The following is a 14,577-nucleotide window of genomic DNA, read 5'->3' as shown; positions in this document are numbered from 1 at the left end:
GGTCTTAAACTCGCGTTAAATATATTCTTTTAATTCAGATTCTAGCGCTCTCCAGCGCCAGCCCTGCTGTAAATCAGGCCGAGGTAATTCCGCGCGATGATCCGCGCTGAACTGCCAGTGATACATCAAAAAGTCATTAATTTGCTTGCGCGAAGCGACCAATGCCGTATCAATCCCAAGCATTGAGGCTAAGCCCTGTGCCGCTTTCTTGATACCATTAAACGCGGTTTTATAGTTTGGCATGTCGTCGAGCCTTTGCAAAGTCTGCGGCCAAGTCGATGCATCGTCGGCGAGCGCTAAAGCGATCTGGTCGATAATCTCGCTACCTGAGTACTTACGCGTCATCGGCGCTAAATCCCTAATTTTATGTAAGTCGGATTTAGACTCCGGCATTTTCCGCGCCAGCTCGATTAATACACCGTCCTTGAAAATAAAACCGAGCGGCATATTTTCACTGACCGCCTTTTCTACGCGCCACGCCGCTAGCGCTCTCATCACTTGTAATTGTTTTTGATTAAGTTGCCAAGCATTACCGACAAACAAGTACAGCAAGTGTTTAGGGATAGTTTGTGTACGCTTATTTACTTGTAACTGACTTTCTTCAGTGACGATATCTGCTACATGAGCCTCTGCCACTTGCGCCGCTAACCACGGGTACATCGTGTTCAAAAAGCTCACGTCCGCTGCCGCGTAAGCTAATTGTTCCTCACTCAGTGGCCGCTTCAACCAGTCCGTACGTGACTGACTTTTATCTAGCGTCACACCATCAAAGAGCTGCTCAACTAAATTGGCATAACCGAGTGACGAGCCCATACCCGTAAAACCTGCTGCAATTTGTGTGTCGAATACAGCACGCGGTTTCTCACCATTAGACTGATGAAAGAATAGTTCGATATCCTCTCCCCCAGCATGCAATACAGTAATGACATCCGGATCCGCGATAAGCTGCCACAAATTAGCAAGATCAATATCGTACAAGGGATCGATGATAAAAGTATCGCCATCAACATTAAGTTGTACAAGACCTAGCTTGGCAAAATATGTTTTTCTTCTTACAAATTCGGTATCAATAGCAAATGAGCCCGCAACGCGGGCTCTTTGACAAAATTCAGTAAGTGCTTCAGCGCTACTGATATAACGGTATCCAGTGTCTGGATGAGTTAACTTAGTCAATCTTTTTTCTCGTCTCTTAGCTCTTTACGTAGGATTTTGCCCACATTCGATTTTGGCAACTCATCGCGAAACTCAACGAGTTTCGGCACCTTGTAGCCTGTTAGGTTTTCTCTCGAAAAGTCGATGATCTCTCGTTCCGTTAGAGACTTATCCTTTTTAACAATGAAGACTTTCACAACCTCACCCGACGACTCGTGCGGCACGCCAACAGCAGCCACTTCCAGTACTTTTGGGTGATCGGCAAGCACATCTTCGATTTCATTAGGATAAACGTTAAAGCCTGAAACCAAAATCATATCTTTCTTGCGATCTACGATTTTAAAATACCCACGTTCGTCGCAGGTTGCCATGTCGCCAGTCGCAAACCAACCGTCTTTAATCGACTCTGCTGTCGCATCTGGGCGATTAAGGTAGCCCACCATGACTTGCGGACCTTTCACATACAGCTCACCAGCTTCACCGATGGCCACTTCCTCGCCACTGTCTGGGTCGCAAATTTTTATGTCAGTGCTTGGCACGGGTAGACCGATACTGCCGGTGTAGTGTTCAATATCGTAAGGGTTTACCGTGACGACGGGCGCACACTCAGTTAGACCATAACCTTCGAGCAAACGAGACTTTGTGACGCGCTCCCAGTGTTCAGCTACTGACTTTTGCACCGCCATACCGCCACCTAAAGCCACTTTTAAGTTAGAAAAGTCGAGATCTTTAAAGCCCTTGGTGTTCAATAGTCCATTAAACAACGTATTGACACCCGAGATCATCGAGAACTTAACTTTACCCAGCTCTTTTACAAACCCAGGCATATCGCGTGGGTTGGTGATTAAAATATTACGTCCGCCGTGCTTGATGAACGTTAAGCAGTTCGCTGTTAAGGCAAAGATATGATAAAGCGGTAATGCAGTAATAATAATTTCTTCGCCATCGGACATGATCGGTGTAATGACCGATGAAACCTGCTCTAAGTTTGCCACCATGTTTCTATGAGACAACATAGCGCCCTTCGCGACACCGGTTGTACCGCCTGTGTATTGTAAGAAAGCAATATCATCACCGGTTAACGAAGGCCGTTGATACGCTTTTTGCTTGCCTTTGTTTAACGCGACGTTGAAATCAACACGTCGACTAATCGAGTGACTCGGCACCATACGCTTAACGTACTTCACCACAAAGTTGACTAACCAGCGCTTAGGTGCAGGCAGTAAATCACCAATTTGCGTGGTGATCACTTTTTCAAGTTGCACATCGTTGGCAATCTTTTCATACGTGTTTGCAAAATTCTCTAAAATCACAAGCGCTTTCGCTTGTGAGTCATTCAACTGATGCTTTAGTTCACGGGGTGTGTACAACGGGTTCACATTGACCACTGTCATGCCCGCTGCGAGCACACCAAAAAGTGCCACAGGGTACTGCAACAGATTTGGCATCATAATCGCCACTGCATCACCTTTTTTAAGGCCAATGCTTTGCAGGTAGGCGGCGAATTGCTTTGCCTTTTCACCCAGCTCTGCAAAAGACATTTCGCAGTCCATATTCACGAATGCTGTCTTTTCACCGTATTTCTCAATACTCTCTTCGAGAATATCGAGCAACGACGCATAGTGATCTGGATCGATCGTATCTGGCACTCCCGCTGGGTAATGTTTAAGCCAAATCTTTTCCATACTAGGCTCCAAAATTTATTTCTATAATTATTATGTAGAGTTCACGTAAACGTAAGCTTATCGGACCAGTTTATCTCAATCACGCCCCTCGGCACAATCTAAGATGACGACTGTTGACGGACCAAGGCCGCAATATCTTTCGGGCATTGCATATGAATATGATGCCCACCTTTCATCTCAGCCACCTGTAATTGCGGCACGCAGTCCTGCCACTGTTCGAGTGCCTTATCGAGTTGGGCATAACCTTCGCTCCCTCTTATTAATACAACGGGCACGTTTAACTGGTTCAAAATTTGTTCAACTGCTTGAGCAGGCAACCGATAAGGGGATGTTGATCGCACTTTTGGATCAGCACGCCAATACCAATGACCATCGGCCATCAACTTGATTCCTCGCTCTACCAATACCTCTACAAGTTGATTGCCGAAATCTGCAGTTTTGGCTCGCGCTAACACAGCATTTGACTTGGCTGTATAGGGACGCCAACGCGCCTCATGCGACTTTCTGCGCGACTGAAAACCAGCCAAAAGTTGCTCGTGCGCGTTCTCGCCGTCACTGGTGAGTAAACCAAACGCCTCGATTAGCACCAAGTGCGACACCTGCTTCGGTAAAAGTGTGGCAACCATATTCGCCACAAAGCCTCCCATGGAATGACCAACGAGCGTGATGTTCGACCATTCATGAGTCTTAATCAATTGCCAAATATCGTACGCATAATCAGTGAAATGATAGTAATTTCCCGTGGGTCGGTGGTCCGAGTGACCATGACCTGCCCAATCAAGCGCAAGGATTCCTTCGTCAGATTCAAGTAGATGTTCAACAAGAGGTAGAAACGAGTGACAATTATCTAGCCAACCGTGCAAGAGTATGTAACGAGGATTACTGACATTGCCCCACGCTAGTCCTCTGAGGCAACCCCAGTCAAGAGCGTACTCGATGGGCTGAGCACGCTCAAGTAACGACTGATACAACACGCTATTGCTTATTTTTCACGCTGGGTTTGTCGTCTTGAACTCTTACCCGCGTTGGGTAGGGGTAATAGTAAGGACGGTAAGGATACGGTGCATAAAAATTATGTCTAAACCACAACGGCGAATAGTCAATGCCCGTATCTACACGATCAGCCTCTTTTGGCCATAGATGATAGCCTGTTGCTTCAATGACAGGGTAAACGTAGGTGTAATCATCGATTTTGCCTTCTTGAGTCTTACCTACCTTGCCTAGTACAGTCAGGCTGCGTCCTTGACGATACACTTGGGGATCGACAAAGCCATTAATGACCGCCAAAAAGCGGCCGTCAGTATCATCACTGACCAAGGGGCGTCCCCAGCTTTTTAGCGGAAAGTGCACCATCTCGATGACAGTAAAGCCTTCATCATTGCGAACATCCGCAATAATGCCTCCCCAACGCGCAGACTGACCTACAGTCGTTGACGCATTATTTTTTACCTGAGAATAAGATACCAAAGCGTCTTCATTATCCGTAGCAATGGAATCTGGGAATGCACTGCAACCCGCTAGTAGCAGCGCACCTAAAGTTAAACTCGCGATACGTAACATAACGCCTCCTCAGGCATACAAGTCCAAACTGAACATCGATTCAACGTGCTCTCTCTTCTCGCTAAGGGCCACCGCCTGATAAGCCGTTAAAGCCTTTTGGGCCGGCTGCGACGGCTGATCATAAACAATATTTAAATCATGCCACCGCTGTGCTTGAGCAGAGCTTTGTTGCCGATTTGGAATTTGAATAGAAGCATTTGCCGTTTGCTGATCACCTTCCTGCCCCCCAGCGTTACGCTCATCAGGCGTAATGCGACGACCGGGCGAGAGATAGCCTTGTACACCATTAATATGACTTGATGAAACAGGGTTCACAGAATGCTCCTCAAAATACTTTGACTCGATTTATTATGGCGAGTTCCAATGGATTCTACAAGTTAGCGCCCGGGCAACTTCTTCCACGTCACTTCATTACGTACGTAAAGCGGCTCCAGTTCATCCGCAGCTACCTCAGCCTCGTTCTGCTGCTGTGCCCAACGCAGCATGGCTGCCGCTGTAGGTAGTCTGCAAGCAAGTGATTGCGGGTCTACGGGCACTGTTGCTTTAAGTTGCTCAGCATAGGTTTCCCAGCCCGTACCGACAAACCCAACGGACTCCGTAGTCAGATAGCCATACTCAGAGAGCTGTTCACTAAGGTTCAGGTGTTCAGGCTTAGCGACTTGGGCGGGCGCAAAAGTAACTAATCGCTCGCCATCATTTTTATAAGCACGCCAATATACCTCGCCCATTCGGGCATCAATAGCGCTAATAATCCAATCCGTTGTCTTGTTTTGCGCCCCTTCCAATGCCATCGCATCTAAGCTGCTGACGCACTGAACAGCGAGATCGGCACCAAAAGCTAAGCCTTGTGCAATCGAGACACCAATACGAACCCCAGTAAAACTACCTGGACCGATGCCAACGATCAGCCTATCAACATCGGACAACTTAATATCGGCTTCTTCTAACACAGCTTGAACGAAAGGTAACAAACGCTGTGAATGCTCGCGTGGACTCTCCATTTCGCGGCTAATGACCGTATTATCAACCTGAAGTGCGACTGAGCAGTTCTCCGTCGATGTATCAATGGCTAGCAAGGTTGGTTTCATTATATGTATCCTTTAAAAACAGCATTGCCCGGCTCAGATCACGTGTGCGAGCCATAGGCGGTAAACTTTTGATAAAGCGTGCACCATACTGGCGCGTGACAAGTCGGTCATCACAGACAATCAATACCCCTGAGTCGCGCTGATCGCGTATCAAACGCCCTGCTCCTTGCTTCAGCGCGATAATGGCTTCGGGTAGCTGAATAGTATGGAAGGCATCCACGCCCCGTAACTTAGCGTCCTCTACCCGTGCATTCAGCAACGGGTCGTCGGGCGAAGCAAACGGTAACTTATCAATAATGACACAACGCAACGCAGCGCCACGCACATCGACGCCCTCCCAGAACGACGACGTGCCTAGTAAAACGGCATTACCTGCATCAGTAAACTTCTGCAAAATACTGCGTTTACTGCCCTCACCTTGAACCAGTACCGGCCTGTCCAGCTTTTCATCGAGTAAACTGGCTACGCGCTTCAACATACTGTGACTGGTAAATAATAAGAACGTGCCGCCTTGGTTGGCCTCGATACATTGTTGCGCCAACTGCGCGAGTCGCTGATCGCGATTAAACTGGTTCGCCGGTGGTAAATAACGCGGCAAACACAGCATCGCTTGGTGCTCAAAATCGAACGGACTCGCGAGTACTAAAGTCTCGGCATCCCAAAGCCCCAGCCGATTAACAAAGTAATCAAACTTCTCGTTAACCGAGAGCGTAGCCGAAGTAAACACCCAACCCCGATCACTGTGTTTGACCAGGTTACCAAAACGCTTAGCGACGCTCAGTGGCGTTTGGTGCAAAACAATATGACGCACCGTTGTTTCATACCAGAAGCTATAACCTGTCTGATCCGTTTGCATCAACTGTTGCCACAAATCATAGGCTTCCTCAGCGCGTTCAATGAGGCTATCCATTTCTTTATGACGCCCACGCGCTGTTTTGATGACATCGATAAATAAGGTTAGCTTCTCTGCGACACGGCTACACACCTCGGTCATTGAAGAGTCATCACGTTTATCACGCCAGTTTCCACGCGTCGGGTCCGATGGAAATTGTAACCGCCAATCTCGCACTACTTGTGTCAGAATACGCGCCATTTGCGCCGCTTGAGCGAGATCCTTTAGCTCTGTTAAACACAACCGCTGAACCTCATCAGCGATTTCTATTAATTGCCGTGAAGACAATGAGTCGCCAAAATATTGGCTCGCAATATCAGGCACCTGATGCGCTTCATCAAACACCACCATATCTGACTCGGGTATGATTTCACCGAAACCAGTATCTTTAATTGCTAAGTCCGCAAAAAATAAATGATGATTGACGACCACGACATCAGCTTGTTTAGCTTCATCACGCGCTTTGACTAAGTAGCAGTCATCGTAATTCGGGCACTCGCGTCCCAAACAATTATCCTTGGTGCTAGTCACTAAGGCAGTCAACTGAGGATCATCCTGCAGTACCACCAACTCACCAATATCGCCATCTCGTGTCTGTGTTGACCAACGTTTCACTTTAACCAGCTTGGTTTGTGTCTCGCTATTAAACTGACCGGCTTGTAACTGTGCTTGCTCTAGGCGATGAGTACAGAGGTAATTTGAGCGGCCCTTTAATAGGGCAATGACCTTTTCCGGCGCCAGCGCAGCGCGTAAAGTGGGTAAGTCTCGATGGTAAAGCTGTTCCTGAAGTGCTTTGGTACCCGTGGAAATAATCGCCTTACCTTTGGCTTGAAGTACAGGCGCTAAGTACGCAAAGGTTTTACCGGTACCGGTCTCGGCTTCAACAACCAAGGTACCTTTTTTGCGAATGGATTTTTCAATAGCCTGGGCCATGGTAAGCTGAGCATCGCGCGGCTGAAAGCCCTCTATCGCCTTTGCCAGTTGACCCTCGGGCGTAAAAACAGCTGCCACTTTGCTCATTAAATGCCCACACCTAATTCAAATATCGACTGATTAAAGCGCTATAGTATGACATAGTTGCCAGCTCGCTGTTAATGTTAAATCCCATGCAGCTAGATAGGTTATAACTTACTTTTTGCGTGTCGACATCGCATTACTTAGGTGTCTGTCTTAAGCATAGGTATCGATGTGCCCGTCACCATCACGACGTTCATCATCCTCGCTTTGCTCTTCGTTTGCTTCACCGTCTCTTGATTGCGCACCTTGCTCATGGTGTTCGGCATCGCGATCACCGATACTATTTTCTTGCTCTTCTTCAACAGCAGCAAGTTTCTGGGCTTTCTCCACTTGCTCTACTTTCAGTTGCTCTTCATTGTGACTCACCGGAATACGCGCATCTTTCGGTATCAAAGGAATCATTGCATCAAAGTTGACCATATCGCGTCTCCACACGTCTCTCTGTCATGAGTTTAGACTATTATCGTCCAACTTTTATGCACCAATAGAGTTGCGTTCAGTCTTTTTTTTATTTATAGTGCTATACAACTTAACAGTTAAAACCATTTTTTTAAGGAAACGAACAAATGAACTTAAGCCAGCACCACCATCATCAACATTGGAATTTACTGGGCTAGCTAGGTTTATTATTCAGGCTAGTCCATATTTTGACTAGCCTTTCGCATGACTATACAACCCTTCGAAAGGCAGCTTTCGAAGGGTTTTTTTATTATCAGGAGTAGATCAATGAGTGAACGACTTACTATAGCGATTCAAAAGTCAGGCCGTTTAAGCAAGGAGTCTTTATCTTTGCTTAATGCATGTGGTGTCAAATTCAGCATTAATGAAGCGCGCCTCATCGCCCACAGTACCAGCCACCCTATTGATTTGCTCAGAGTACGCGACGATGACATTCCAGGCCTAGTTATGGATGGCGTCGTCGACCTCGGTTTAGTGGGTGAAAACGTATTAGAAGAGGTCGCGCTTGAGCGCACCGCGGTCAATGAGAACGCAGAGTATAAGGCACTGCGTAGTCTTGATTTTGGTGGTTGCCGCCTGTCCATTGCGGTGCCACGCGAAAGCGACTACAACGCTATCGACGATCTGCAAGGTAAGCGTATCGCGAGTACTTACCCGTACCTACTGCAACGCTACCTAAAAAATAACGGCATCAAAGCAAAGAATGTCGTGCTAACCGGCTCAGTTGAAGTCGCGCCACGCGCTGGGCTTGCCGATGCCATTTGTGATTTAGTATCGACCGGCGCCACACTAGAAGCTAACGGTCTCGTTGAGAAGGAAGTCATCTTTCGTTCACAGGCGCAGTTGATTCAAAACGCCAATCCATTATCCGCTGAAAAGCAGGCCATGATGGACCAGCTACTACCGCGTATTGACGGCGTGCAAATGGCGAAAGAAAGCAAGTACATTATGCTACACGCGCCCAAAAACCGCCTGGATGAAGTGAATGCATTACTTCCTGGCGCGGAAACGCCTACCGTCTTGCCATTAAGCCACACTGATGAGCAAGTCGCTGTGCACGTCGTGAGTACAGAAAAGCTGTTCTGGGAAACAATGGAAGATTTAAAGGACCTCGGCTGCAGCTCAATACTCGTATTACCAATTGAAAAAATGATGGGATAAACGGTATGTTGACGCGACAAAACATTGCCATCACGCAATGGTCACAGCTTAGTAACGCAGAGCGACAAGCCACGCTTGCTCGCCCAGAACAAAGCCGCTCACTTGAGCTTAAAGAAACCGTGCGCTCAATCATTGAGCGCACGAAAACTGAAGGTGACGCAGCGTTACTTGACTACACCCGACAATTCGACTGTGCAGAGATTTCGCAATTGGTGTTAAGCGGTGAACAAAAGCAAGCGTTACTGGCACAGGTTTCCGAACGAGCTAAAGCCGCCATTGATAAAGCCTATGATAATATTCGTGCCTTTCACCTCGCGCAAACACCTGAAGATATTACCCTGAACACCTCACCAGGCGTGCGCTGCACACTAAAATACACGGCGCTTGAGTCGGTCGGTCTTTATATTCCTGGTGGGTCGGCGACCTTGCCTTCTACCGCACTCATGTTAGGCGTACCCGCACAGATTGCCGGCTGTAAAACACGTGTACTGGTTACGCCTCCCAACAAACAAGGTCAGATGTCACCGGAAGTCGTCTACGCCGCAGAAAAATGCGGTATCGATACCTTAGTTATGTGTGGCGGTGCGCAGGCTATCGCAGCGTTGGCGTACGGAACCGAGTCCGTACCTAAAGTTGATAAAGTGTTTGGCCCGGGCAACGCGTTTGTGACAGAAGCAAAGCAACAATTAAGTCAAAACGATAGCGGCATTAGCATTGATATGCCGGCCGGTCCTTCGGAGCTGTTAGTGCTCGCCGATGACTCCGCCAATCCGCGTTTTGTCGCCGCTGATTTATTATCTCAGGCAGAGCACGGCCCCGACTCACAGGTTATTCTAGTCACACCATCAGCTGCGCTTGCCCAAGCGGTGCAAGCTGAGCTTGTTGCGCAATGCAATGCATTACCTCGCGTCGACATCGCGCGGCAAGCGCTTGCTTCAAGTCGGTTAATTGTCACTAAAAGCTTAGCCGAGGCGGTTGCTGTTACACAAAGTTACGCACCCGAGCACCTTGCTGTACAAACCGATGCGGCAGCAGCATTGAGTGAGCAACTAACTACAGCAGGATCGATTTTTGTGGGTCACTATACCCCTGAATCGGGTGGCGACTATGCAACTGGTACAAACCACGTCTTACCGACCTATGGCTACGCTAAAAACTACAGCAGTTTAGGGCTATTAGACTTTTATCGCCGCTACACGTTGCAAGAAGTGACTCGCGATGGTTTAGCTGATCTCGCTGACAGCATTACCACGCTCGCCGAAATTGAAGGCTTAGATGCGCATAAACGTGCCGTGACCATTCGCTTAGAGGCGCAGGAGGACAACGCATGAGCTTAGCTGAACAGTTACAGCGTCCACACTTAAAAACCTTGGTGCCCTACGCGTCAGCACGACGCTCGATGAGCGGCGGTTCAGTATGGCTAAACGCCAACGAGTCACCCTACGCATACGATTACGCGCTGGATTGCTCACAGTTGAACCGGTACCCAGCGTTTCAGTCGCAGCGCCTCAATCAAGCTTACGCGGACTACGCTAATGTTCGCCTTGAACAGGTTTTAAGTTGCCGCGGATCTGACGAAGCAATCGAGCTGCTTATCAAAGCGTTTTGCGAACCTAAACAAGACCGTGTGCTTATTTGTCCACCGACCTACGGTATGTATGCAATTTCTGCGCAAACGCATGGGGCTGACGTGGTCTCGGTACCGTTAACTTCGTCTTATCAACTCGATTTAGACGCTATCAAGGCGCGTAGCGCAGACGCTCGTCTCATTTTCTTGTGTTCTCCTTCCAACCCTGTCGGTAATCGGCTTGCAGAAGAAGATATCGAGGCAGTGCTTAAGTTCGCGACGACCAGTCTCGTGGTCGTAGATGAGGCTTACATCGAGTTTTGTGCCGAGGCGAGTGTCGTTGATTGGTTAGAGAAATATCCTAATTTGGTGGTGTTGCGTACTTTATCAAAAGCGTTTGCGCTCGCGGGGGCACGCTGTGGTTTTGCGCTCGCCAACGACGACGTCATTACCGTATTGCAGAAAGTACTGGCGCCTTATCCGCTGCCGGACTTGACCATTCAAGTTGCTAGTCAGGCGTTATCGCCGGCCGGCATCGAACGCGTTCAAGCCGACGTAACACGCACCACCAAACAGCGCCAGCGCATCCGCGATGAATTAGCGGAGCTGCCAATGGCGTTAGTTGCCGAGAGTGAAACGAACTTTTTATTGTATCGTGTTGCCGATGCCGAAAGCCTCATGCAGACCATGCAGCAGAACGGTATATTAATACGTAATCAATCAGCACAAGTCGGACTCGACAACACAATACGCATCAGCGTCGGTAATGAACGAGAAAACACACTTGTTATTGATGCACTGAAACGCTTTTTTGGAGATATTCAATGAATCAGCAACGTTGGCTATTTATCGATCGTGACGGCACACTGGTGCTTGAACCACCTGTCGACAAACAGTTAGACAGCGTCAGTAAGCTCGAATTTGAGCCGAATGTGATCCCTGCCCTGCTTAAGTTACAGCAGGCGGGTTATCGCCTCGTCATGGTGTCCAACCAAGATGGGCTGGGGACAGACAGTTTTCCACAAGCCGACTTCGACGCGCCTCATGACTTAATGATGGCTGTCTTTGCAAGTCAAGGCGTGCGCTTCGACGACGTACTGATTTGCCCGCATTTTGAGGAAGACAACTGTAGTTGCCGGAAGCCAAAACTCGGCTTAGTGCAGGATTACCTACAAAAAGGCCTTATCGACTTCACCGATAGTTATGTGATTGGCGATCGCGAAACGGACATTAAACTTGCAGAGAGTATGGGTATACGCGGTATTCGATATGACCGTGCCAACCTAGATTGGAACGCTATCGTGCGCGACCTGACCCAGCGCTCGCGTTCTGCTGAGGTGATTCGAACCACCCATGAGACCGATATCCGTATTGCAGTTGACCTCGATAATGCAGCACCGCGTTCATTTTCAACGGGGATTGGCTTCTTTGACCACATGCTAGAGCAGATAGCGACACACGCTGGTATCAGTTTAACCGTAAACGTGACAGGTGATTTACACATTGACGACCACCACACCATTGAAGACACGGCGCTGGCACTAGGTCAGGCACTACGCCAAGCCTTAAGTGATAAACGCGGTATTGGCCGTTTTGGTTTTGCATTACCGATGGATGAGTGTCGTGCTGAGTGTCTTATCGATCTTTCAGGTCGACCTTACCTCAAGTGGCAGGCGGATTTCACGCGCGACAAAGTGGGCGAATTATCAACCGAAATGGTTGAGCACTTCTTCCGCTCGCTCACCGATGCAATGGCGATTAGCTTGCACTTGTCAACAACCGAGGGCAACACGCACCACCAGGTTGAAAGCTTATTTAAAGTCTTTGGTCGCGCGCTGCGTCAAGCCGTGGCGAAAACGGGCGACCAACAGTTACCTTCAAGTAAAGGAATGCTCGCGTGAAAATTGTAATTGTCGATACCGAGTGTGCGAATCTCACCTCGGTAAAGTTTGCCATTGAGCGCCTAGGCTATCAGCCTGTGATTACTGACGATGAGGCGACCATCGGCGCCGCTGATCGCGTCATTTTGCCGGGTGTGGGAACAGCAGCTGCAGCGATGCGCAATCTACAACGTAAACAGTTAATTGAGCCCATTAAAGCGCTCACCCAACCTACATTGGGTATTTGTCTTGGTATGCAACTGATGACAGCACACTCTGAGGAAGGTGACGTGGAGTGCTTAGGCTTAATCCCTGCGCAAACTAAACGTATGCAGGTCGGTGATAGACCTTTGCCGCATATGGGCTGGAATAACGTCTGTGCAACCAACACCAATCCGTTGCTCGATAATGACACCGAGCCTTATTGTTATTTTGTTCACAGTTATGCCGTTGCAAAAGATGACTACACCATCGCCACCTGCGATTACGGTGATACCTTCGCGGCCATGATCCGCAAAGATAATTTTATCGGTGCTCAATTTCATCCAGAGCGCTCAGGTGCGGTCGGTCGTGCCATGCTTAAACGTTTCTTGGAGAACGCGTTATGATGATTCCTGCATTAGACTTAATTGGAGGCCGGGTTGTGCGCCTCTATCAAGGTGACTTTAATCAACAAACCACCTTCGACATTGATGCAGTTGAGCAGGCGCAAAGCTACCAAGCTGCGGGGGCAGAATGGCTGCACTTGGTCGATTTAGATGGTGCGAAGAACCCACAAAATCGCCAACTCGAAACATTGCGTACAATTTGTACAGCGACCACTTTAAACTGTCAGGCGGGTGGCGGTATTCGCAGCACCGAAGATATCGAAGAAATTCTTGCCTGCGGTATTAAACGAGTAGTCATTGGTTCAAAGGCCGTTACCGATCCGGAACAGGTTGAGGCTTGGTTTAAACAATTTGGCGCTGAGAAAATCGTACTCGCACTTGATGTCAACATTGACGCGGATGGCATTGCGCGTGTTGCGACTCATGGTTGGCAGTCATCCAGTGAAGTGACTTTAGACGACATACTCAAACGTTTCTCCGCATTAGGTTGCGCGCATGTATTGTGCACAGACATCAGCCGTGACGGCACCATGCAAGGCAGTAATGTGGCATTGTACGAAGCGTATAAAAAGCGTTTCCCAGCCATTCAATGGCAGGCATCGGGCGGTGTTAATAGTCTCGAAGATATTCAACGCTTGAAAGCTGCCCAGTGTGACCATGTCATCTTAGGTAAGTCATTACTGACGGGTGCATTTAGTTTAGAGGAGGCGATCCAATGTTGGCAAAACGCATCATCCCCTGCTTAGATGTTCGTGACGGTCAAGTCGTTAAGGGCGTTCAATTTCGTAATCACGAACTGATCGGCGACATCTTGCCCTTAGCAAAACGCTATGCGGAAATAGGCGCTGATGAATTGGTTTTCTACGATATTACGGCATCCTCCGATGGTCGCACAGTCGACAAGAGTTGGGTTGAACGCGTCGCGCGCGAAATCGATATTCCGTTTACCGTCGCAGGTGGTATTCGTACGCTGGCTCATGGTCGTGAGCTCCTTTCCATGGGCGCTGATAAGTTGTCGATTAACTCGCCTGCACTGATGAACCCTGAACTGATCAATGAGATGGTCGATGAGTTTGGTCAGCAATGTGTCGTCATTGGTATTGATAGCTATTTTAATGCGGACAGCGGTGAATACGAGGTGCATCAGTTTACCGGTGACGAGAGCAAATCACGTCGCTCGCAGTGGCAGACCAAAGATTGGGTCAACGAGGTCATCGCGCGCGGTGCCGGTGAGATCGTTCTCAACTGTATGAATCAAGATGGTGTACGAAAAGGCTATGATGTCGAACAACTGGCATCAATACGACGTCACTGTTCAGTGCCGCTGATCGCGTCTGGTGGCGCAGGTGCCATTGACCATTTTACCAATGTATTTAAACAAGCCGATGTTGATGGCGCCTTAGCCGCTTCGGTGTTTCACAAGAATATCATCGCCATGGCGGAGCTGAAGCAACAACTGATTGACGAAGGCATCGCGATTCGTCCAATCGAACAAGGAGTTTTGTAAC

15 protein-coding genes are annotated in these 14,577 nt (G+C 48.5%); 7 read left to right on the top strand and 8 right to left on the bottom strand.

Translation table 11 applies throughout. The features are described from left to right. Window positions 1–15 precede the first annotated feature (15 nt). From rnd to BFR57_RS01560, 8 genes are all read right to left on the bottom strand, one after another. Window positions 16–1,173: a ribonuclease D gene (gene rnd / locus BFR57_RS01595; protein WP_071462331.1), complete on the bottom strand. Its 1,158-nt coding sequence runs from the start codon at window positions 1,171–1,173 to the stop codon at window positions 16–18. Continuing rightward, complete coding sequence (fadD, locus tag BFR57_RS01590; protein ID WP_071462330.1) at window positions 1,170–2,837, bottom strand: long-chain-fatty-acid--CoA ligase FadD; 1,668 nt, start codon at window positions 2,835–2,837, stop codon at window positions 1,170–1,172. The genes rnd and fadD overlap by 4 nt, the downstream gene beginning before the upstream one ends. Window positions 2,838–2,935: 98 nt before the next feature. Beyond that, window positions 2,936–3,811, bottom strand: a complete 876-nt coding sequence (locus BFR57_RS01585) for an alpha/beta fold hydrolase (protein ID WP_071462329.1) — start codon at window positions 3,809–3,811, stop codon at window positions 2,936–2,938. 1 nt (window position 3,812) lies between these two features. Continuing rightward, complete coding sequence (locus tag BFR57_RS01580; RefSeq protein WP_071462328.1) at window positions 3,813–4,397, bottom strand: Slp family lipoprotein; 585 nt, start codon at window positions 4,395–4,397, stop codon at window positions 3,813–3,815. A gap of 9 nt (window positions 4,398–4,406) precedes the next feature. Then, window positions 4,407–4,712: a hypothetical protein gene (locus BFR57_RS01575; RefSeq protein ID WP_071462327.1), complete on the bottom strand. Its 306-nt coding sequence runs from the start codon at window positions 4,710–4,712 to the stop codon at window positions 4,407–4,409. Window positions 4,713–4,774: 62 nt separating this feature from the next. Continuing rightward, the gene (tsaB, locus tag BFR57_RS01570) at window positions 4,775–5,485 is read right to left on the bottom strand and encodes a tRNA (adenosine(37)-N6)-threonylcarbamoyltransferase complex dimerization subunit type 1 TsaB (protein WP_071462326.1); all 711 of its coding nucleotides are present in this window, start codon (window positions 5,483–5,485) and stop codon (window positions 4,775–4,777) included. Then, a complete protein-coding gene (locus BFR57_RS01565) occupies window positions 5,460–7,397 on the bottom strand; it encodes an ATP-dependent DNA helicase (RefSeq protein WP_071462325.1) in 1,938 nt (645 codons plus the stop codon). Before BFR57_RS01565 ends, tsaB begins: the two co-directional genes overlap by 26 nt. 150 nt (window positions 7,398–7,547) lie before the next feature. Then, on the bottom strand, window positions 7,548–7,814 hold the full coding sequence (locus BFR57_RS01560) for a hypothetical protein (RefSeq protein WP_071462324.1): 267 nt from the start codon (window positions 7,812–7,814) through the stop codon (window positions 7,548–7,550). A 306-nt stretch (window positions 7,815–8,120) separates the two neighbouring features. On the opposite strand from BFR57_RS01560, the gene hisG reads away from it, so the two are divergent. The 7 genes from hisG to hisF are packed head-to-tail and all read left to right on the top strand — an operon-like array spanning window position 8,121 to window position 14,576. Next, complete coding sequence (gene hisG, locus BFR57_RS01555) at window positions 8,121–9,014, top strand: ATP phosphoribosyltransferase (protein ID WP_071462323.1); 894 nt, start codon at window positions 8,121–8,123, stop codon at window positions 9,012–9,014. Between the two features lie 8 nt (window positions 9,015–9,022). Continuing rightward, window positions 9,023–10,345 (top strand): histidinol dehydrogenase, encoded by a 1,323-nt coding sequence (gene hisD, locus BFR57_RS01550; protein ID WP_071462762.1) that lies wholly within the window; start codon window positions 9,023–9,025, stop codon window positions 10,343–10,345. After that, a complete protein-coding gene (gene hisC / locus BFR57_RS01545; protein WP_071462322.1) occupies window positions 10,342–11,409 on the top strand; it encodes a histidinol-phosphate transaminase in 1,068 nt (355 codons plus the stop codon). Before hisD ends, hisC begins: the two co-directional genes overlap by 4 nt. Further along, the gene (gene hisB / locus BFR57_RS01540; RefSeq protein WP_071462321.1) at window positions 11,406–12,482 is read left to right on the top strand and encodes a bifunctional histidinol-phosphatase/imidazoleglycerol-phosphate dehydratase HisB; all 1,077 of its coding nucleotides are present in this window, start codon (window positions 11,406–11,408) and stop codon (window positions 12,480–12,482) included. The genes hisC and hisB overlap by 4 nt, the downstream gene beginning before the upstream one ends. Beyond that, on the top strand, window positions 12,479–13,069 hold the full coding sequence (gene hisH / locus BFR57_RS01535; RefSeq protein ID WP_071462320.1) for an imidazole glycerol phosphate synthase subunit HisH: 591 nt from the start codon (window positions 12,479–12,481) through the stop codon (window positions 13,067–13,069). Before hisB ends, hisH begins: the two co-directional genes overlap by 4 nt. Further along, complete coding sequence (gene hisA / locus BFR57_RS01530; protein WP_071462319.1) at window positions 13,066–13,815, top strand: 1-(5-phosphoribosyl)-5-[(5-phosphoribosylamino)methylideneamino]imidazole-4-carboxamide isomerase; 750 nt, start codon at window positions 13,066–13,068, stop codon at window positions 13,813–13,815. The genes hisH and hisA overlap by 4 nt, the downstream gene beginning before the upstream one ends. Next, window positions 13,785–14,576, top strand: coding sequence for an imidazole glycerol phosphate synthase subunit HisF (gene hisF / locus BFR57_RS01525; protein ID WP_071462318.1), 792 nt, complete (start codon window positions 13,785–13,787; stop codon window positions 14,574–14,576). The genes hisA and hisF overlap by 31 nt, the downstream gene beginning before the upstream one ends. Window position 14,577 lies beyond the last annotated feature (1 nt).

Origin of the sequence: Idiomarina sp. MD25a (genome assembly GCF_001870515.1) — a bacterium.
In the GTDB taxonomy this organism is placed as follows: Bacteria; Pseudomonadota; Gammaproteobacteria; order Enterobacterales; family Alteromonadaceae; genus Idiomarina.
The sequence above is the reverse complement of the archived record's forward strand: the minus strand, read 5'-3'. Positions and strand labels throughout refer to the sequence as shown.